Origin of the sequence: Cognaticolwellia beringensis (genome assembly GCF_002076895.1) — a bacterium.
Taxonomy (GTDB): Bacteria; Pseudomonadota; Gammaproteobacteria; order Enterobacterales; family Alteromonadaceae; genus Cognaticolwellia; species Cognaticolwellia beringensis.
This window is the reverse complement of sequence record NZ_CP020465.1, coordinates 2046906-2066959: the sequence shown is the minus strand read 5'-3', so window position 1 is coordinate 2066959 and position 20054 is coordinate 2046906. Positions and strand designations below refer to the sequence as shown.

General features: G+C 38.0%; 18 protein-coding genes and 1 riboswitch. Of the genes, 13 read left to right on the top strand and 5 right to left on the bottom strand.

Annotated features, from left to right (window positions below):
• Positions 1-246: 246 nt before the first annotated feature.
• A complete protein-coding gene (locus B5D82_RS08740; RefSeq protein ID WP_081150854.1) occupies positions 247-1770 on the top strand; it encodes a YifB family Mg chelatase-like AAA ATPase in 1524 nt (507 codons plus the stop codon).
• Positions 1771-1792: 22 nt separating this feature from the next.
• Here the strand turns inward: B5D82_RS08740 and ilvY are convergent, their stop codons facing one another.
• Positions 1793-2683: an HTH-type transcriptional activator IlvY gene (gene ilvY, locus B5D82_RS08735; protein ID WP_081150852.1), complete on the bottom strand. Its 891-nt coding sequence runs from the start codon at positions 2681-2683 to the stop codon at positions 1793-1795.
• 173 nt (positions 2684-2856) lie between these two features.
• Here ilvY and ilvC point away from each other — a divergent pair, with 173 nt between their 5' ends.
• The 9 genes from ilvC (at position 2857) to B5D82_RS08690 (ending at position 10315) form a co-directional block, all read left to right on the top strand.
• Complete coding sequence (ilvC, locus tag B5D82_RS08730) at positions 2857-4341, top strand: ketol-acid reductoisomerase (protein WP_081150850.1); 1485 nt, start codon at positions 2857-2859, stop codon at positions 4339-4341.
• Between the two features lie 112 nt (positions 4342-4453).
• A complete protein-coding gene (ppnP, locus tag B5D82_RS08725; RefSeq protein ID WP_081150848.1) occupies positions 4454-4771 on the top strand; it encodes a pyrimidine/purine nucleoside phosphorylase in 318 nt (105 codons plus the stop codon).
• Positions 4772-5166: 395 nt separating this feature from the next.
• Positions 5167-6600 carry an OmpA family protein gene (locus B5D82_RS08720; RefSeq protein WP_081150846.1) on the top strand — a complete coding sequence of 478 codons (1434 nt, stop codon included), beginning with the start codon at positions 5167-5169 and terminating at the stop codon, positions 6598-6600.
• A 59-nt stretch (positions 6601-6659) separates the two neighbouring features.
• Positions 6660-6938, top strand: coding sequence for a hypothetical protein (locus B5D82_RS08715; RefSeq protein ID WP_081150844.1), 279 nt, complete (start codon positions 6660-6662; stop codon positions 6936-6938).
• Positions 6938-7843, top strand: coding sequence for a mechanosensitive ion channel family protein (locus B5D82_RS08710; protein WP_081150842.1), 906 nt, complete (start codon positions 6938-6940; stop codon positions 7841-7843). The genes B5D82_RS08715 and B5D82_RS08710 overlap by 1 nt, the downstream gene beginning before the upstream one ends.
• A gap of 7 nt (positions 7844-7850) precedes the next feature.
• On the top strand, positions 7851-8441 hold the full coding sequence (locus B5D82_RS08705) for an RNA polymerase sigma factor (protein ID WP_081150840.1): 591 nt from the start codon (positions 7851-7853) through the stop codon (positions 8439-8441).
• A 136-nt stretch (positions 8442-8577) separates the two neighbouring features.
• Positions 8578-9408, top strand: coding sequence for a glucosaminidase domain-containing protein (locus tag B5D82_RS08700; protein ID WP_081150838.1), 831 nt, complete (start codon positions 8578-8580; stop codon positions 9406-9408).
• 184 nt (positions 9409-9592) lie between these two features.
• On the top strand, positions 9593-9784 hold the full coding sequence (locus B5D82_RS20320; RefSeq protein WP_081150836.1) for a LapA family protein: 192 nt from the start codon (positions 9593-9595) through the stop codon (positions 9782-9784).
• Between the two features lie 21 nt (positions 9785-9805).
• On the top strand, positions 9806-10315 hold the full coding sequence (locus B5D82_RS08690; protein ID WP_081150834.1) for a hypothetical protein: 510 nt from the start codon (positions 9806-9808) through the stop codon (positions 10313-10315).
• A gap of 137 nt (positions 10316-10452) precedes the next feature.
• Here B5D82_RS08690 and proB read toward each other — a convergent pair whose 3' ends face one another.
• Positions 10453-11550 (bottom strand): glutamate 5-kinase, encoded by a 1098-nt coding sequence (gene proB / locus B5D82_RS08685; RefSeq protein ID WP_081150832.1) that lies wholly within the window; start codon positions 11548-11550, stop codon positions 10453-10455.
• Positions 11551-11975: 425 nt separating this feature from the next.
• Here proB and B5D82_RS08680 point away from each other — a divergent pair, with 425 nt between their 5' ends.
• A complete protein-coding gene (locus B5D82_RS08680) occupies positions 11976-12890 on the top strand; it encodes an acyltransferase (protein ID WP_081150830.1) in 915 nt (304 codons plus the stop codon).
• Complete coding sequence (locus B5D82_RS08675; protein ID WP_081150828.1) at positions 12881-14146, top strand: mechanosensitive ion channel family protein; 1266 nt, start codon at positions 12881-12883, stop codon at positions 14144-14146. The genes B5D82_RS08680 and B5D82_RS08675 overlap by 10 nt, the downstream gene beginning before the upstream one ends.
• Here B5D82_RS08675 and tesB read toward each other — a convergent pair.
• On the bottom strand, positions 14130-14987 hold the full coding sequence (tesB, locus tag B5D82_RS08670) for an acyl-CoA thioesterase II (protein ID WP_081150826.1): 858 nt from the start codon (positions 14985-14987) through the stop codon (positions 14130-14132). The genes B5D82_RS08675 and tesB overlap by 17 nt on opposite strands.
• A 258-nt stretch (positions 14988-15245) precedes the next feature.
• Between tesB and B5D82_RS08665 the strand changes: the two genes are divergently transcribed.
• On the top strand, positions 15246-15500 hold the full coding sequence (locus B5D82_RS08665; RefSeq protein WP_081150824.1) for a hypothetical protein: 255 nt from the start codon (positions 15246-15248) through the stop codon (positions 15498-15500).
• A 410-nt stretch (positions 15501-15910) separates the two neighbouring features.
• On the opposite strand, the gene B5D82_RS08660 is transcribed toward B5D82_RS08665, so the two are convergent.
• Both B5D82_RS08660 and B5D82_RS08655 read right to left on the bottom strand, forming a co-directional pair.
• Positions 15911-17755 carry a tetratricopeptide repeat protein gene (locus tag B5D82_RS08660; RefSeq protein ID WP_081150823.1) on the bottom strand — a complete coding sequence of 615 codons (1845 nt, stop codon included), beginning with the start codon at positions 17753-17755 and terminating at the stop codon, positions 15911-15913.
• A 324-nt stretch (positions 17756-18079) separates the two neighbouring features.
• A riboswitch (cyclic di-GMP riboswitch) is annotated at positions 18080-18162 on the top strand.
• An 85-nt stretch (positions 18163-18247) separates the two neighbouring features.
• Positions 18248-20029 carry a DUF885 domain-containing protein gene (locus B5D82_RS08655; protein WP_081150821.1) on the bottom strand — a complete coding sequence of 594 codons (1782 nt, stop codon included), beginning with the start codon at positions 20027-20029 and terminating at the stop codon, positions 18248-18250.
• Positions 20030-20054: the final 25 nt, after the last annotated feature.

The window sequence follows — 20054 nt, the reverse complement described above, 5'->3', positions numbered from 1 at the left end:
TGCATAGTTATGTATGTTATCTGTAAGTATATTAATTTGAGTACTAAGAATTTTCAGTCTATTTAAATTAGTACCATAGCTCTAATGTCAAGCGCAAGTGGTTTATTAGTGTTTTTTTTAGTAAAAAAAAATTCCCCGTTATAACTACACCTTGGTCTTTCTGATATTAGGCACTTTATTTTTCGCACAATACTGTTTATTTAACTACACTTGCGTATAAAAATATGTAAATAAAAATGGATTTTTATGACCTTAGCCTGTGTTTTTAGTCGCGCTCGCGTCGGACTCGAATCGCCCTTAGTCACGGTAGAAGTGCATTTAGCCAATGGATTGCCTGCATTTAATATTGTCGGCTTACCTGAAACCTCCGTTCGGGAGGCAAAAGATCGCGTGCGCAGTGCTATTATCAATTGCGGTTATGAATTTCCAGCCAAACGCATCACGGTTAATTTAGCACCTGCTGATTTGCCAAAAGAAGGAGGCCGCTTCGACCTCCCGATTGCCTTAGGTATTCTAGCCGCGGCTGCACAGCTTCCAAACGCAGACTTAAATCAGTATGAATTTGCCGGTGAGTTAGCCTTGTCTGGTGAGCTACGCGCTATTATTGGTGAAATCCCTATGGCAATGGCTTGCAAAGAAAGTGGCCGCACATTGGTAATACCGAGCGAAAATGCCGAACAAGCTAGCTGGGTACCGCAAGTAAAAATATTAAGCCTGTCACATTTAAACCAGCTCTTTCCTCATTTTTTAAAACAACAAAGCTTGCCATTAGTTCAAGCAAGAGTCCTACAAGAATATAAAACTGAGAGTATCAATGATATCGCCGATGTTGTCGGCCAACCTCTAGCCAAGCGTGCATTAGAACTTGCTGCAAGTGGCGGTCACAATTTATTGTTTATTGGCCCACCAGGTACAGGAAAAACCATGCTTGCCAGTAGATTACCTGGAATTTTACCCCCGATGACCGAGCAAGAAGCCCTTTCGAGTGCCGCTATTCAATCTATTTGCCATAAAAATATCAATCCTGAGTCATGGTTAACTCGGCCGTTTCGCGCCCCACATCATACCGCGTCGTCAGCTGCCTTAGTTGGTGGCGGTAGTCATCCTCAACCAGGTGAAATTTCTTTAGCCCATAACGGTGTGCTTTTTCTCGACGAATTGCCTGAATTTGAGCGAAAAGTGCTCGACGTATTACGTGAACCCATGGAGTCTGGTGAGGTAACCATTTCACGCGCACTAATCAAACAAACCTTTCCTGCACAGTTTCAATTGGTCGCCGCGATGAATCCTAGTCCAACAGGGTTTTACAATGACAAGCGCAGTACACCAGAGCAGGTTTTACGTTACCTCAACCGGCTTTCAGGACCATTTTTAGATCGAATTGATATTCAAATTGAAGTTACAAGGTTACCTCGAGGCATGTGGGCGAACGATGAAGGCAAAGGTGAGTCAAGTAGTACGATTCAGAAACGGGTCGGTCTTTGTCACCAAAAACAAATTTTACGCCAAGGCAAACCTAACGCACAGCTTGGCAGTGCTGAAGTAAGAACTTTCTGTCAACTCTCAGCTGATGATAACGAATTTTTAGAACTCGCCATTGAAAAACTAAATTTATCAACCAGAGCACATCATAAAATACTCAAAATTTCCAGAACACTCGCCGACATGGAGGCTGTAGAGCACATTGAACACAAACACTTAATTGAAGCGTTATCGTATCGTGCTATGGATAGAATATTACGCCATTTGACTGACGCTATTTCATTATAAATCAGGGCATTAAACAGTTGTATCAATCTGATTTTTTTGACTTTATCGCTTCAAAAAATGCCTTAATTAATGCTTTGTCTTTGCTTTGATTTAAACAGCAAACACCAAGATCAATAGGCTCAATCTCTCCAAAACTTTCTAAATATTGCACGCGATCTTTCACTGGACTATTTTCAACCACGACTTGCGGTACAATCCCCACCCCACATCCTAAAGCCACCATACTGACTAGTGCCTCGTGACCAGACACTGTCGCGTAAATTTGGGCTTTGCCTTGTTGTTTCTTTCGAAACCAGTATTCAAATCTTCTACGAGCTGGGCCGTGCTCTGGCAAAATAATGGGTATTTCAGACCAAATAAAGTCTTGCTGAATTTGCTGCTGTACACGACATACCATAGTGGGTGCAATAATAGACACCGGTAGCGTAGCCAGATGATGGAAGGTGAAAATCCGTGAAAGTTGTTCAGGCTTAGCCGCAATTGCAAAGTCTACCGCTTGCTTTTCCACTTGCTCAAGTGCATCGGCGGCATCGCCTGTTGTTAACATAATCTCAACCAACGGATGTTGTTGTCTGAAGCGTTCAAGCAACGGTGGCAAATGACTATAAGCAGCGGTAACTGAGCAATAAATATGTAATTTTCCTTGTAGCTCAGTTTGTTTTTGATTCAGCGAAACTTGCAACAGTTGCCACTGCTCAAGTTGTTGCTCTGCAAAGTGGTAAAACTGTTTTCCCGCCTCACTTAACACCACAGTCCGGTTATCTCGATGTAATAATGGATTTCCTACTTCCAGCTCTAGCCTTTGGATCACCCGACTTAAGGTTGAGGGGCTAACATGATGTAGCTCAGCAGTTTTGCCAAAATGTAATGACTTCGCTAAATCAACAAACATCCGTAATGACTTTAATTCCATTGTAAGCGCTTAAAAGTAAACAGTGACTGGAAATAGTATTGCACATTTTGCAACACTGCAATGCAAATATATCATTTTAAGCAACGATATATTTTCGCTATGATAGCGTCAAGGTCAAAAAACTGACCAAATAACTAATTATCTTGGTCAACAGCCAAGCTCAGGAGAACAAGATGTCTAACTATTTCAATACATTAAGTTTGCGCGAAAAATTAGCGCAATTAGGTCAATGTCGTTTCATGCAACGTGAAGAGTTTAGCGATGGTTGTAATTTCATTAAAGATTGGAATATTGTTATCGTTGGTTGTGGCGCTCAAGGCCTAAACCAAGGACTTAACATGCGTGACTCTGGTTTAAACATCTCCTACGCACTTCGTGACGCTGCTATTGCAGAAAAACGTCAGTCTTATCAGTGGGCGACAGAAAATGGCTTTACTGTAGGCAACTATCAAGAATTAATCCCACAAGCCGATTTAGTGCTAAACCTAACACCAGATAAGCAACATACTTCAGCTGTTAATGCGGTAATGCCATTAATGAAAGAAGGCTCTACTTTAGCTTATTCTCATGGTTTCAACATTGTTGAAGAAGGCATGAAAATACGTTCTGATATCACAGTTGTGATGGTTGCACCTAAGTGTCCAGGTACTGAAGTACGTGAAGAATACAAACGTGGTTTTGGTGTACCAACGCTAATCGCGGTTCACCCTGAGAATGATCCTCAAGGTAACGGTTGGGCTATTGCTAAAGCATACGCATCTGCTACAGGTGGCGATCGCGCTGGTGTTTTAGCTTCTTCTTTCATCGCTGAAGTTAAGTCTGACCTTATGGGTGAGCAAACGATCCTTTGTGGTATGTTACAAACGGCCGCGATTTTAGGTCACAAACAATTATTAGCTCAAGGCGTTGACGCTGGTTATGCACGTAAATTATTACAATACGGCATCGAAGGCGTTACTGAAGGCTTAAAATACGGCGGCATCACTAACATGATGGACCGTTTATCAAACCCAGCTAAAATTAAAGCGTTTGATATGTCATTAGAATTAAAAGAGATTTTACGTCCTTTATTCCAAAAGCATATGGATGACATCATCGAAGGTCGTTTCTCTGCTGGCATGATGGCCGATTGGGACAATGGCGATGCTAACCTATTAAAATGGCGTGAAGAAACCGCTGAAACGTCTTTTGAAAAAGCACCAACGTGCGACACGGAAATTTCTGAGCAAGAATATTACGATAAAGGCATTTTCGTAGTAGCTATGGTTAAAGCCGGTGTTGAATTAGCCTTTGATGCCATGGTAGATTCAGGCATCATTAATGCTTCAGCTTACTACGAGTCGTTACATGAAACGCCGTTAATTGCTAATACCATTGCGCGTAACATGTTGTACGAAATGAACGTAGTTATTTCTGATACGGCTGAATACGGTAACTACTTATTCTCGCACGCTGCGGTACCTTTATTAGAAGAATTTACCAGCAAACTAACCTTAGAAGAATTAGGCGAAGGCTTAAAATCGCCATCTAACGGTGTTGATAATGCGCGTTTAATCGAAGTTAACGAAGCCATTCGCAGCCATGGTGTTGAATCTATCGGTAAAGAATTACGCGGTTATATGACTGATATGAAACGTATCGTGGAAGCCAATGCTTAATAGCTAAAACTAAAAGATTTATTAAGCGGTGTTGGCACATTTGGCTGGTACCGCTTTTTTTATGGCGCTCTGTTTATAGCGCACAAATTGATTAAGTAAAAAAGGAAAACTCATGACAGAATTTAATAACGTCACTATCTCAACCGTAGCAAGTATTTATTTTGATGGCCAAGTTACTAGCAGAAAAGTCACTTTTGCCGATGGTTCGTTTAAAACCTTAGGTATTATGATGCCAGGTGAATATACTTTTGCAACCGCTGAAAAAGAGTTAATGGAATTTCAACAAGGTATAGTTAGCGTATTATTACCCGGTAGTGATACTTGGCAAACCATTACCGCTAATCAATCTTTTTATGTTCCAGCTAATGCATCATTTGATATTAAAGTCATTGAATTAGCCGATTATTGCTGTACTTATATTGCCGAGTAATCCCCTTACTTATAGGTGCAGATTAATTTCTATCGAATAAGTTAACACTAAATTATTGCGCTAATTGGCTGCTTTTTAAATCGGTTAGCGCAATTTATATATCCTTTCCCCTTTTAGTCCCGCGCACTGCGAATACTTTCTCAAGTAAAAATAAAGCTAAAATCAATTCAACTCATCTGATGAAGTTTATAAAACCGAAGCGCTGACATTGTTTTCCTAAAGTTTTTAGCCTATCAATAGTACTGCAGGGCGTATTTACCAAGAGTAATAAATAAAAGTTACACCTATATTTCTTTTTTTGTGACTTTTTAAGTTTATCTGTCGTCTATACCTACAAACGTCATAATTGCCTTTCTTGAAAGGAAATCGTAATCATTTATATAAAGGACACTAAAATGAAAAAAACACTAATTGCCAGTGCACTGACTCTAGTATTAATTACAGGCTGTGCCTCTAATGCTACATTATCTGAAAGTGAAATGATGAAGCAATTTCCAACATTAAATCAAGCCAGCCAACTTTTAGTACAAGCTGAGCAAGACGATTTAGCCTTTTATGCACCAGAACAAATAAAAGCAGCACAACGTGCCTATGATGATGCGTTGAAGCAAGCTAAAACAGGCAAAAACTCAACGGATATTACTGCAAAGGAAACCGTTGATAGAGTGAACGCAGCGATCGCACAAACAAACAAAGCGAAATACGTATTTGAAGAAGCATTTAATGCGCGCAAAAAAGCGCTTAGCGTTAATGCTGACAAACTGGTACCTGAACGCTTTAATGATGCAGAGAAACAATTTAAGAAAATGCTTGCTTGGTTTGAGCTAGGCGAAGATGAACGCGCTAAACGCGATATCAATGAGTTAAAAAATCAATATTTAGCCATTGAACTTACAGCGTTGAAAACCAATATGTTAAGCGTCGCTAAAAATACTATCAGTACAGCCTCTAAACAGGATTTGGATGATGTTGCCCCTATCTTGTTTGCTCAAGCACAAGATGAGTACCAACTTGCTTTAAATACCCTAGAAGCCGATAGATCTAATACGCAAAAAGCCAATGTGCATTCTAACCGTGCCATTTGGCTTATTCAGCGAGCTCAAGGTATTGCTGAAATGAACAAGTATTTCAAAGACGCCAAGTTTACTGAAGAACAAAAACTGATTTGGTATCAAGAACAACTTGAATATGCTTTGTCTCCAATTGCAACGAGCTTACCTTTTAATCTGTCTAACAAAGAAGTTGTTGCTTACGCAAATAAAACGTTAACACAAACCAGCCAACGTACTGATAACCTCAACAGTGAATTAGTTACCTTGGAAGCGCGTGAAGCTCGCTTGGCAAAGGACAAAGACCAAGCTATTTTGTCGGCACAAATGGAACTTGAACAAGAACAAAAAGCCAAACGTGAAGACAATGCCAGATTTGCTGGCGTGCAATCACTGTTTAATGAGGAAGAAGCTGCAGTCTATAGACAGTTAGATAATGTATTAATTCGTGCACAAGGCTTTGCTTTTAAGCCCGGTGGTAGTGAAATTGAATCATCTAACTTTCCTTTATTAAATAAAATTAATGATGCTATTAGCCGATTCCCAAATTCTAAAATCGTGGTTTCAGGACACACAGATTCGACCGGTAGCGCAGAGTTAAATCTTGCACTCTCTAAAAATAGAGCGCAAACCGTGGCAAACTTTATGAGTCAAGTCGGCAATATAGATGTTAACCGTATTGAGTCAACTGGATTTGGTAAAGAAAAGCCAGTTGCCAGTAACGAAACAGTTGAAGGTCGTGCACAAAATAGACGCGTAGAAATTTTAATCATTAACTAGTTGGCGAACGGGATGCTGTTTTCATTAACAGCATCCCGTTTACTTTTTGGAGAACATAAATGAGTTTTGACGAAGACAAATTGAGAACAATGTGGCAAGAAGACACACCTCAATCTGACGAAGATGAAGCATTGAAAAAAGTATTGTCGACATCGTCAAATATTACGGCAGTTAAAGACGTAACGGGTCTTTTTGTTGGCTGGATTTGGGTGATTTTTCTGGGATTTGGTGCCTCAATGTACTCAGCAAAACGCAAACTTGAACTCCACAACCAACAGAAACAAAAATTATTAAATAAAAAGTCACCAAAAAACAATATTAACACCGGAGAACTATAATGAATTTAGATGCTTGGAGCCACTCATTCAGTAATGCACTGGCTAGGTTTTGGACTGAAATAGCAGGTTTTTTACCTAATCTTATCGCCACTATAATTGTTATATTTATTGGCTTGTTCATTTCTAAGGTGATCACAAAGTGGGTTGCTCAAATTTTAGAAAAACTTGGTTTTGATTCACTTTGCCAAAAACTTAGTGTCGACAACGCCATTAAAACACTGGGGCTAAAATTAACACCATCAGAAATGATTGGCAGATTACTGCATGTCTTTTTTGTATTAATCATACTTGTAGCCGGTGCAGATACCCTAGGTCTAGATAGATTTTCAGCCATCCTCGATGAATTTGTGCTGTACTTGCCAAAACTTTTAGGTGCGGTTGTTATTACACTTATCGGACTGTTTATCGCTAACTTAGTGAAAACACAAGTTGAAAGTTCGCTTGATAGTTTAGGTGTTGAATATGGTGCTGCAGCAGGTCGTGTGCTCCAACTACTGGTGTTATTTATTACTTTCTCACTGGTGACAGGTCAACTAGAACTAGAAATGGCCTTACTAAATACTATCTTTACGGTACTCATTGCCAGTTTAGGTGTCGCATTGGCTTTGGCTTTAGGCTTAGGCACTAAAACCATAGCAAACAGTATTGTTTCAGGTATATATGCTAGAGAGCAATTATCGCCAGGTGACGAAGTAGAGTTTGATGGCTTTGTCGGCAATGTGGTTGCTGTTTCAACGGTGAATACCTTGATTGAAAATAAAGCTGGCAAACGTTTGAGTATTCCGAATCAGGATTTACTGACACAAAAATATCTCACGACACAAATGAGTGAGCCAGCTAAACCAACTAAAGCGGCTAAACCAAGTAAAACGGCTAAGCTAAGTAAAACAACTAAAGAAAAGTGAGCGATTAATGACCATATCAGAGGGCGACAATATTCGTGTCTCTGATCGTTTGTCTCAAAAAGATGATGTTGAGCTTGTTCATATTGCACGCTTGCAACTTCCTTATGTGACAACGGCCTATGAAGTGCTTTTTCATCGATATCATCACAAGCTTATAAAAGTATGTTATCGGTATTTGGGCTCGAGACAAGAAGCGGAAGAGGCTGTTAATGACACTATGCTTAATGTTTTTAATAATCTTGCTAAATTTGAAGACCGAGCCAGCTTTAAAACTTGGATTTATCGGATTGCACATAACCAAGCTTTAACAAGGCTTAGGAAGAAGCAGCTCGATTTAGTCGGGCTCGATGAAGCTGAATATGTCGTCATGGATGACACACCAAGTAGCTTAGCAGAAGGCAATGAAAATATTGAACACCTGTTAGCTCAATTGAGTATAGAAGAACGCTCAATTGTTGTGTTTCGAATTGCTGGCGATCTTGATTTTAGTGATATAGCTTTGGTGGTTGAGGAAAAATTAAGCACAGTAAAAATGCGCTATAAACGTGCGTTAGAGAAAATGGCTGTCAGCGCTCGCTCTGAAGATCAAGAGATATAAAGTGCATTAAACATCTTAAAGCGCCAAATTATGTGATTTTCTATTCCAGTATAATTGGTCGTCGTACTTTTAAAAAAAGTGAACTTACGACGACAATGGTATAATGCATAATTTTAAATAAATCTTAGGTTAGAGCATGAAAAGTAAGTTCAAATTGAAAATACCCGCTATATTTTTTAGCGCACTCTTTACGCTTGTGCTCATCGATAGTGTTATCAAGGGTGACAGTTCAGGGTTATTAATACCAAAGGTTGAAGCAAAAGTGAATGCAAGCATGAAGAGCTTGCCTGATTTTTCAAAAATCGTAGACGTGAGAGAAAAGAAGGAAGCTTTCTTTGTAACATTATACCCAATTATTCAAGCCGAAAATAATCACGTATTACAATTAAGAAAACTCATCAACATGCTAAGAAGTATTCCTATAGCGAAGCTTAGTGCTAAACAGCAAGCTTGGTTACTTAATATTTCAAAAAACTATAAATTAGCAAATGAGTACATTGATAACGACACATTTGATGAGCTACTCAAAAGAGTCGACTATGTACCACCATCTTTAGCCCTAACACAAGCGGCCATTGAGTCTGGTTGGGGAACATCAAGATTTGCTAAACAAGGTAATAATTTATTTGGTCAATGGTGCTTTTCAGAAGGTTGCGGCATGGTGCCATCGTCAAGGGAATCAGGCAAAGGCCACGAAGTTGCCAAGTTCGACTCTATTAATATGTCTGTTCGTAGCTATATCCTCAACTTAAATACCCATGACTCTTACACTGAACTCAGAGAAAACCGAGCACTTTTACGTCAACAAGAGGCGTCGTTTACTGGTGTTACGTTAGCAAAAGCACTGACAGAATATTCCGAAGAGGGTAAGCACTATGTGGCGAAAGTAACTGAATTTATTAATCAAAATAAACTTCAACGCTTTACGACAGAGTTTGAAAGCTCGATTGAAATAATTACGGACTAATCCTAATAAAATAAGTTTAAGACTTATTTCATTCAAGGTGTGACTTTTATCAATATTATCGCATCTATATTATTAAGAATTAATACCTTCAACCCATGGACTTAACCCCTTGGTATAATTTAGTTTGAGGTTGGTATAAATAGGTATCAGTTAAATTTTAAGCCCTGAAAATTAGGAGAGAAATATGAGTAAGCTAAATAGATATTTGATTTTAATATTATCGATTTTATGTCTGGTTATTGTGCTTCAGAATATAGCAACCGTCAGTATTTCATTTCTATTCTGGGAGTTTTCAATGCCACGAGCTATCCTCATTGGTCTGATGTTAGTGATAGGACTGCTTATTGGTCTAATTTTAAAAAGTAATCGCAAGTAATATTCAAATAGGTAGGAAGTAATGATAAAGAAAATATCTGTATTGGTTTTCATCTGTGTTGTATTTAGCCAACAAGTACTCGCGTTAGGCTTGACCATGTCAGAGCGCCAACTCAATAGTATTTTGAACTTAAGGTTCCCTATAACGCAAACTTACATGGAATACCATTTAGAAGCTACTGAACCTTATTTAGCGCTATATGCTGCAACTCAATCTGTTGCGATTACGGCCCAAATAAAGGTCATAAATAATGGTCACCGTCTCATTGCCAACACAACATTTAAAGGTCAAATTTTCTTTGATAAAGCCTCAAATTCGTTAAAAGTGAGTAATCCTTTAATCACTAAATTTGAAATTATTGATAATACCTTTCCAAAATCTGAAACATCAATTAACGCTATCAAAAATACTATAGGACAACACTTACCTATATCGGTGTTGATTGACTTTAATCACATTAGCAACGAACTATTTCAATTTTCGCCCAACAGTTTAAGCATAGTGGAAGAGGGGTTAAGGGTGGAGTTTTAGAAATGAGTTTTACCGAGTGAAACTTTTTGCTTAACAACCGTTATGACTTTATTTGGCGTTACTGTGACAGATATTTAGTGAAAAAATCAGCAGTATTAACCTTATGATAAGCTAATACTGCGCCATTACTGTAGTTACTACAACATCACCATATCGTCACGATGAATAACCACTTTACTTGGACAACATCCTAGCAGAGCCGATATTTCGTCACTTTTACTGCCTTTAATTCGTTTAAGATCTCGAACATTATATTGACTGATACCTTTCGCTATATATTGGCCACCTTTAGCATCGTAAATATCGACACAGTCGCCTACTTTAAAATCTCCAGTGGTGTCAGTCACCCCAGAAGGTAACAATGACGCGCCTTTATTTTTTAAAGCACTAACAGCGCCAGCATCTAATAACACGGTGCCATTGCTTTTTAAGGTGTGTTTTAGCCAATGTTTGCGTGCCCGTGTTGCACTTTCTTTTGCAACAAAGTGGGTACCAGGGTTTTCACCACGTAATATTTGTTCAAATACCTCTCCACGACTACCATTTAAGATATAGGTTTCGATACCGTTTTCTACCGCTTTGTCTGCCGCTTGAATCTTGGTTTTCATCCCACCAGTTGCAATATGATTATTGGTAGCGCCAGCCATAGCATAAATAGATTCATCTATTTTAGCGATTTCAGGAATTAACTTAGCTTGTGGATTTATACGCGGGTCTTCTTCAAAAACACCATCAACATCGCTTAAAATAAACAAACTATCCGCTTCACTAACCACAGCGACTAAGGCGGCTAAATTATCATTGTCGCCCACTTTTAGTTCTTCCGTTGCTACCGTATCGTTTTCGTTAACAATAGGAATTACGCCATTTTCTAATAATATTCTTAAGGTGTTTCTAATACTAATATAACGTTGACGATCTTTTAAATCCCCATGGGTTATCAACAACTGGCTACAAGGCACATCAAAAAAACGTTGCCAATTCGCCATCATCTTCATTTGCCCAACCGCAGCCATCGCTTGCTTTGTGGGAATTGATGGATTAGGAGAACCGTGCGCAATTAAACCTCTACCAGCGGCAACACTGCCAGATGAAACCAAAATAACTTCTTTGCCCGCTTCTTGGCATTGAGTAATAAAACGCGCAATAGCAAGTATGTACTTACCGCTACAGCCTTGGGCATCCGGTGAAACCAATGCACTGCCAACTTTTATTACCACACGATTAAATTGCATGACGAACCCTCTATTTTGTATCTGTTTAGCTTGCCTCGAAAAGCAGGTGTTTTGCAATCAACTTTTGCAATTTTCTAATGTTTTATAGAATTAATGTGCTTAAGCTATTATTTTACTAAGTTAAAGTTACAATTGATGCAATAAAAGCACCTAGTAATAAATTTATGATGCGTTTTTATCCAACTTACGATTCCCTTGCAAAGACACAAGGGTTTTGAACTTGAACTGTTTATTATTAGGAAAAACTGAATTTAAATTATGCTTTCATAGCTTTCGTGACAATTAATCACTGCACTACAAATAAAGCTCGGCTAATTTTCATATCAACTGTCAGCCAAATTTTTATCGATTTTTGCTGAAAATATACTAGAAACCCATTAATATTATAGCCAGTAATTATCGTCTTGATATTTTTGGTTGTTTATATGCTACATTTTTTACCTGGTTCTATTATTGGCTTCTTCTCTGTTATTTTATATTTCGCCAACACCATTTTATGGCTAGTGCCCATATTGGTTTTTTCGCTTTTAAAAGCTTTAGGTCCAATAGCTTTATGGCAAAAGTTCTTTAGTTATTTACTTGATCAAATGGCCAGTAACTGGGTGTTATTCAATACTTTCATTCAAAAGTTATTCACAAAAACAAAAATTAATGCCGTTGGTTTAGAAAAGTTAAAAATGAAAGACTGGTATTTAGTGATCAGTAATCATCAAAGCTGGACCGACATTTTAATACTTCAACGAGTTTTTCACGGTAAAATTCCATTTTTAAAGTTTTTTCTCAAAAGAGAGTTAATTTACGTACCGCTACTTGGTTTAGCTTGGTGGGCACTCGACTTTCCGTTTATGAAACGATATAGCCAGCATTTTTTAAAGAAAAACCCACACTTAAAAGGCAAAGATATCGAAACGACAAAAAAGGCTTGTGAAAAGTTTAAACACAAACCTGTCAGCGTAATGAACTTTATTGAAGGTACTCGCTTTACACCACAAAAGCATAAAAAACAGAACTCTCCTTTTCAAAGACTATTAAAACCCAAAGCAGGCGGCATTGGCTTTGTACTGCAAGCAATGAAAGGAAATCTAAGTAAAGTCGTGAACGTAACTATTTACTATCCTGATGGTAAACCGAATTTTCTCGACTTTCTTTCTGGAAAGATAAAACAAGTATATATTGCCATTGAAACTCAAGATATTGGCGAGTCGCTTAAAGGCGATTATGTTAATGATCGCGCTTATAAAATACAATTTCAGAAGTGGGTTAATCAGCTTTGGCTCGATAAAGATATAAAAATGCAACAGCTTGAAGAGCAGGCAAACAAGGATATGTCATGCAGGTAATAATCACCTCATGGTTAACTGAACAAGGCGTTCATGCATCATATATCGCATTAAGTGGAATCATTATTGCCTGTCTAGTAATTTTTCTCTTATGTAGTATTAGTTTCTATATTGCGAAAAACTATGTGCTTGTATTCATTCATAAACTGACCACTGCCTCAAAAAACACCTGGGATGATGTATTATTTGACCAGCAAGTGTTTTCGCGTATGTCGCTGTTAGTTCCTTTTATATTATTGTTATTACTTACCCCACATTTACTCGCAACAGATACCTTACTCGCCACCGTACTAATAACTTTTGCAAAAATAGGCCTCTGTTTTCAGATAGCACGCAGTATTAGCGCAGTACTTAATGTTATTAATAATCTATATCGGCAAACAGCTACCGATCGTCATCTGCCATTAAATTCAACCTTACAAGTCATTAAGCTTGTTGTGTATTTAGTGGCAACAATATTGGCAATATCGCAAATATTAGACCGTTCACCACTCTACTTACTCAGTGGATTAGGTGCTTTAACTGCAGTATTGATTTTAGTTTTTCAAGATACCATTAAAGGCTTGGTTGCTAGTATTCAAATATCCGCCAACAAAATGGTGGCCCCTGGAGATTGGATTGAATTACCCAAATATGGCGCCGATGGCGATGTTATCGAGATTGGACTAAATACCGTAAAAGTTAAAAACTTTGATAATACCATCACAACCGTTCCCACTTATGCTTTAACCAGTGGCTCATTTAAAAACTGGCGGGGCATGCTAAGTTCAGGTGGTAGAAGGGTCAAACGCGCGATTGTTATTGATGTAGCTAGTATTCGATTCTATAACCAAGCGCAGCTAGAAGCACTTACATCAGTGCAACTGATTAGCGATTACCTTACGGTGAAAAAAGCTGAAATTCTAAAACAAACCAGTGAAGTGATAGTCAATAGTGCGATTACAGCCTCAACCATCAACACCCGACAATTGACCAATATTGGTACCTTCAGAGCTTATATAAGTGCTTATTTAAAACAACATCCTAAAGTCCATCATGAGATGACCTGTATGGTAAGGCAATTACCTGCAACAGAGGTTGGCTTGCCGCTGGAATTATATTTTTTCAGTAATGACCAAAACTGGGTTAACTATGAAGCATTACAAGCAGATATTTTTGACCATTTATATGCAGCAGCACCACTTTTTGGCTTAAGAGTGTTTCAACACCCCAGCGGCTTCGATTGGCAAGGTGCCAAAGCTAACGCTGACGCATAACCCCTTCTTGCATGGTAGAGGCTACTAATAAACCCGCTTGGTTATATATTTGACCTTTTACGAGGCCTCGACCACTACTCGCTGACGGGCTATCGATACAGTAAAGTAGCCATTCATCTATACGAAATGGGCGATGAAACCACATAGAATGATCGATTGTTGCCAACTGAAAATTTGGCTGCCAAAAACTAACGCCATGGGGAAATAAAGCGGTTGGCAAAAAAGAAAAATCTGAAATGTAAGCTAATAAATAGGTATGAATACGAAGATCATCTGGCAAGCTGCCATTAGACTTTATCCACATTTGACACTTAGCTTCAGTTTTTTCTGGTTTTAGCCAGTTATACTGCTCAACGGGTCTCATATCTATTGGTTTTTCAGATAAAAATTTTCCCCGAATTTCTTCTGGTATAGACTCTTGGTTATCAAAAATGAAATCTGTATATGACTTTAACCCTTCTGGACCAGGTACTGAGGGCATAGTATCTTGGTGATCAAACCCCTGTTCTATTTGCTGAAATGAGGCCGTCATATAAAAAATTGCCTGGCCATTTTGAATGGCATTCACCCGTCGAGTATTAAAGCTGCGACCATCACGAATGTTTTCAACCTGATAAACAACGGGCTTAGTCGCGTCACCCGGTCTTAAAAAATAGGAATGTAATGAGTGTACATTATGGGTTACCGCCACAGTTTCTTGTGCTGCCGACAACGCTTGCCCCATCACTTGACCGCCAAATAGGGCTCTAAAACCTAAATCTTGACTGTCACCGCGGTAAATACCTTGTTCTATTACTTCTAGTTTTAACAACGCAGAAAGTTCGTTTAATACCTGACCCATACAAATTTTTACTCTAATTAATCATCACGAATTAACACTATTATAGCCTGCTATAGTATTAAAAATAGCGCTATAAATATTTTAAGCCGTTATTTCAGAAGGATTCTCGCTAATTATACTGGCCAACCAGGATAATTTAAATATGGCAGAATACCACTTTAATAGTTGATATTAGCAAAGATATAAGCTATGTTGCTGCCATCAGACGTATAATATGGACATGAAATACGCACTATTAACGTTGAAAAAGAGGCCATTGTGCACGCAGTTCTTGAACGAGAAGTATTACTTGAAAGACGCCAATATACCGCAGAGCAATCTAATCTGTGGGATAAACTGTCACTTGCGCAGAAATTTGCGACTAGCAGTTTGACACAATTCGGTTATGATCTTTCTTTTATTCGTAGCAGCAAATCTGGCAATATTGCGGTTTTGTTATGTGATAGTAATGCAGCAACAATTTCCGATGATGGTGAAATTAATACCTCGCCAAATATTATCGTCAGACTTTAATTCAAAACGTTATACAAATTACGAAAGCCGCTAATAATAGCGGCTTTTTTCATTGCCATTAAAATTCTTTGCATTATTAATTGAATTAATCAACTTGGTATTTCACCAACTTCGTTAATTAAGTGATCTACTATATACCTAGGGAAAACGGCAAAAGATAAGACCTTTATTCTAATAGCTCGTTATTCAGGGCAATATGTCTAATATACTGAATCCATGCAGCGATAATTATTCAATAACACCATAGTATATTGCTTTAAGCAGTAGAAATATTATGAAAATTAATGGGATTGGTATTCATTAGATGCTCAATTATAAGTGATCATAAATGTATCTTGTTCCAGGCATAAAATATGCTCCGGCACCGGATACACACTGAACTGAATAATTTGCTAACCCTCTAGCAAGTATTATGCTTTCTGTTCCTTATTACCATTGCATTGACTCAATCGAGAGAGAAAAACATAGGGATCGATATCTTGAATATTAGGCGAATCAATCGAAAAAATAACTTTAACTGAATAATCCCCTAAGTTTGCAAAAACACGTGTTTTAATTGCCTGCTGTATTCTTGTAAATTTAACTCGAATTTGCTCAGGAGTTTGATGTGGGCACAGAAATAGGTACTCACCTTCAATGATAACTCCTGCATAATCTTCCTCATCAATATTCTCATTGATAATAACGGCGAGCACTTGACTGACATCCGTTAAAATTTTACGGTTAAAGTGAAAGCTGAGCTCCTGCCAGTTTTCAACCTTCAAATAGGCGACAGAAATATTATATTGATATTTTCTTGCCATTTTATATTGCTGTTGATACCAGCGCTTCGTTTGAACCGGTTGCGCTAAATGATTTTGAGGTAATTCTATTTCATCATAGCTACGATTAAGTTTCTGGCGGCGCACTTGAAAACGGCAGAAAACTATAAAAATAACACTAAAACTTAGTAATGAAGCGAGTAAAATAATCAACAGGTTTTGTTGATCATACTTTTCACTAAACTTTAAACTCAACTCGCTTTGTTCAGCTACATTTAAGGCTAGTATTTTTGCTTTATTACTGGCTGATTTAGCTACACTTGCAAATGAGTTATTATCACTCACGTTCGGATACAGCGTTTGATATAAGGTTAAATAATGTCGTTGTGCTTCGATTGCTTGCTCAAAATTTTTCTGCCCACTATAGTAATCTGTGAGCAATAAATACAGTTCTATTTGTTGTGGCGAAAGCACTAAATTTTTAGCTAAAGACTGAGCTAAAAGCAGCATTTCATCAGCTTCTTCAGGTTGATCCAAGGCATACAAAACTTTTACTAAACTAATTTGTGTTGATAACTTAACTCGCACTAAATTATATTGAGTAAAAACTACTTGGGCTTTAAGTAAGCGCTCTTTTGCCAGCGTAAACTGCTGTTGTTGAAATAGCACTTGCCCTAACCCAAGCTCTGCATAGGCTACTCGAATATTTAATTTATGTTGTTGAGCAAATTGTAATGACTGCCAAAAAGCATTATAAGCGTCATCATATTGTTGTAACTGATAATAGGCCTTTGCCACTAAATGGTAGCTTTGGGCAATACCTTCTGTTCTCGACATATCTGTACGCAATTTTAGTACGCGGTCCAGTAGTTCTACAACATTGTCATATTCAGATAAATAAAAGTGCGCTTCGGCAATAATTTCTAATAAGGTGATCTGATCTACATTTTGCTTGTTTTGACTAAGTAAGTTTTCAACCTTACTCAACTCTTTTACCGCCAAGGCATAATCAGCACTTAGGGCATAAGCTACTACCGAATAAGCGAGAGCCTGCAAATGATAATTCATATTATTCGCTTGCTGAGCTAATCGAGCTGCTTTTTGAGAGGTCTCTTTTAACTGAATATAATGACCTTGAGCATAATAACCACGAGCAATTTTCAACATCAAATCTAGTGCTACATCCACATCAATATTATCGATTTCGCTGCCATATTGTGCAAATTGAAATGCCATTAATAAGTTACCGCGATTAAATGCAACATCCGACAATATAGAAAAGGCTCTCGCCACAATATGATGGCCATACTGGTTACGGTTGTTGATTACAGCTTGTGCAACGTCAACAACATCTTGAGAAATCAATAACTCTTTATCTTGGATGTAATAAGCATTAATTAATTGGCGATAGTTTTTATCGCTATTGACGGATTCCGCTTGTCCGTTCAGAATTATGCAAAAACTTATTAAAATACCTAGCAGCATGCGCTTCATTGAACGTTGACTTCTCTATTGTGGGTTAAGAATTGTTTATATTTCATAGTTAACAATCATGTATAGTCAATTAAATCGCATCAAATTTTAACAATTTTGGCTTATTGCTCTATCAGCAAAGCCTACTGACAACTGAGTCGTCGAATGTAAACACACATAGTTGCTTACCTAAACATCAATTAAACTACTGTAAAAGTGATTTAAGAACAACAGCCATAAATAAATTTCTTAATATTTAGTATGTTAACGTAAATTATTCTTAAGAACATGAAAAATGGTTTACAAATAGAATACTTTGCCTATAATCGGACTTGAGCTGCTAAAGCTCGACAAGGGCAAATCCAATGAAAATTGGAGACGCAAAGTTACCGATCTAAGGGGAAACCTATGATAGCGGAACTGCCAAATTTAGATATAGTGGGGGCTTATCTTAATTTATCGGTTAGTCATCATAATCTCTGGTAGCTTTGCGTGCCATCCTTTGTTTCTGCATTAATTTACTTCTGATAACACTTTCTGTTTAGCTTTTTGTTCTGCAACATAAGTATTAATCACATTTTCTAGCATTGATAACGGCATTGAACCGTTTTTCAACACTTGGTCATGAAACTCTCTCAAATCAAAGCTTTCACCTAACGTTTGCTCCGCCATTTTACGGAGCTTTTTAATCGTTAATTCACCCATTTTATATGACAAAGCTTGACCCGGCCAAGAAATATAGCGGTCAATTTCGGTTTTAACGTTGTGTAGTGACAGTGCTGTGTTATCAGCTAAATAGTTCATGGCTCGCTCGCGACTCCAGCCTTTTGCATGCATGCCGGTATCAACCACAAGTCGACAAGCTCGCCACATTTCATAAGTTAGTCGCCCAAAATTGCTATAAGGATTTTGATAAAATCCGGCTTCTAAGCCTAGATACTCTGAATAAAGTCCCCAGCCTTCGCCAAATGCAGAAATATAAGTATTATTTCTAAACTTAGGAACGTTCTCCATTTCTCGTGCAATTGAGCTTTGCAGATGATGGCCCGGTACCGCTTCATGCAAAGTTAACGCTTCTAGCACATATAAGGGTCGGCGATCTAAACGATAGGTATTGACCCAATAATTGCCGGCTTGGTCGTCTCGTGAAGGGCCAGAATATCGTCCAGTGGTGTATTTAGGGGCGATATTGGCTGGAACTTCAATCACACCATAAGGCGTTCGTGGCAAAGTTTTAAATAACTTAGGTAATTGCGCATCCATTTTTTTAGCGATAAATGAGGCTTCTTTTAGTAATCCTTCAGGACTGGTTGCATAAAATTGTTTATCGGTACGCAAAAAATGGACAAAATCAGCAAAAGTTCCGGTAAAACCTGATTGCTTAATAATGGCCTCCATCTCGAGCTTTATTCGCTTAACTTCTGCTAAACCCGTGTTGTGTACTTCCTCTACTGAAATCGGCAAAGTCGTATAATGCTGTAACCGGTTCACATAATAATCTTGGCCATTAGGTAAAGAACTCGCGGCAATATTTGTTCGCGCGTTGGGTTGGTAACGCTGCACCATATAATCAAAGTATTTTTGATAGCTTGGTATTACAACATTGGTTATGGTTTCAGTAGCTTGTGCCTGAAGTGTAGACGTAAGTTGTTGACTGAAATATTCAGGCATAGTTAAAAATGGCTGATAATAAGTGCTTGAGCTAGCATCTATTTTTATAAAAGCTTTAATCGATTCTTCAAAACCTTTTAGGACGATTTTCGGTTGAGTTATGCCTTCTTCAATTCCCTTATCCATCCAGTAAATTTGTTGAGTGAAATATTGAGGTAAAGCGCTTAATCGGGCCAGATAATCGCGATAATCTTGTTCAGTTTTAAAGCTCACTTGGCTTTTAATGCGACTGATCCAAACATGGAAACCTGATTCAGCAGTAAGTGGCATGTAATGCTCTTTGTTACTATAGCTATCAAGTTGATTTTTCATCGTATACGACAACACAGCATGATTAATTGCATCTGCTTGATTAAGACTTTTGACGTTGATCAGTTCTAAACGTTGATATATAGCGTGTAAAGCTTGATGTTGTTGTTTGAGCTTATCCGGCGATAAATCAGGTAATTGGCTGTTAGTTTCACCTGCAATATCCTGGTTAAATGGACTTTGATGATCTTTATAATCTTGGTAATCTTTAATAACCTGCTCAAGGTTCTCGTTCACTAACACCGAAGAAAGTTTAGGAGACTGACAAGCGATAACAAAAAATAGTACAAATACCGTGATTGAAAATACCTTCATGACAAAATCTCAAATATTAATTTAA

What these genes read in the sequence shown, in the direction of transcription:
- B5D82_RS08660 (WP_081150823.1), bottom strand. Translation starts at nt 17,755, where the DNA reads ATGAAGCGCATGCTGCTAGGTATTTTAATAAGTTTTTGCATAATTCTG.
- B5D82_RS08720 (WP_081150846.1), top strand. Translation starts at nt 5,167, where the DNA reads ATGAAAAAAACACTAATTGCCAGTGCACTGACTCTAGTATTAATTACA.
- B5D82_RS08705 (WP_081150840.1), top strand. Translation starts at nt 7,851, where the DNA reads ATGACCATATCAGAGGGCGACAATATTCGTGTCTCTGATCGTTTGTCT.
- ilvC (WP_081150850.1), top strand. Translation starts at nt 2,857, where the DNA reads ATGTCTAACTATTTCAATACATTAAGTTTGCGCGAAAAATTAGCGCAA.
- B5D82_RS08675 (WP_081150828.1), top strand. Translation starts at nt 12,881, where the DNA reads ATGCAGGTAATAATCACCTCATGGTTAACTGAACAAGGCGTTCATGCA.
- B5D82_RS08740 (WP_081150854.1), top strand. Translation starts at nt 247, where the DNA reads ATGACCTTAGCCTGTGTTTTTAGTCGCGCTCGCGTCGGACTCGAATCG.
- tesB (WP_081150826.1), bottom strand. Translation starts at nt 14,987, where the DNA reads ATGGGTCAGGTATTAAACGAACTTTCTGCGTTGTTAAAACTAGAAGTA.
- B5D82_RS08690 (WP_081150834.1), top strand. Translation starts at nt 9,806, where the DNA reads ATGATAAAGAAAATATCTGTATTGGTTTTCATCTGTGTTGTATTTAGC.
- B5D82_RS08715 (WP_081150844.1), top strand. Translation starts at nt 6,660, where the DNA reads ATGAGTTTTGACGAAGACAAATTGAGAACAATGTGGCAAGAAGACACA.
- B5D82_RS08680 (WP_081150830.1), top strand. Translation starts at nt 11,976, where the DNA reads ATGCTACATTTTTTACCTGGTTCTATTATTGGCTTCTTCTCTGTTATT.
- B5D82_RS08710 (WP_081150842.1), top strand. Translation starts at nt 6,938, where the DNA reads ATGAATTTAGATGCTTGGAGCCACTCATTCAGTAATGCACTGGCTAGG.
- ppnP (WP_081150848.1), top strand. Translation starts at nt 4,454, where the DNA reads ATGACAGAATTTAATAACGTCACTATCTCAACCGTAGCAAGTATTTAT.
- B5D82_RS20320 (WP_081150836.1), top strand. Translation starts at nt 9,593, where the DNA reads ATGAGTAAGCTAAATAGATATTTGATTTTAATATTATCGATTTTATGT.
- ilvY (WP_081150852.1), bottom strand. Translation starts at nt 2,683, where the DNA reads ATGGAATTAAAGTCATTACGGATGTTTGTTGATTTAGCGAAGTCATTA.
- B5D82_RS08655 (WP_081150821.1), bottom strand. Translation starts at nt 20,029, where the DNA reads ATGAAGGTATTTTCAATCACGGTATTTGTACTATTTTTTGTTATCGCT.
- B5D82_RS08700 (WP_081150838.1), top strand. Translation starts at nt 8,578, where the DNA reads ATGAAAAGTAAGTTCAAATTGAAAATACCCGCTATATTTTTTAGCGCA.
- proB (WP_081150832.1), bottom strand. Translation starts at nt 11,550, where the DNA reads ATGCAATTTAATCGTGTGGTAATAAAAGTTGGCAGTGCATTGGTTTCA.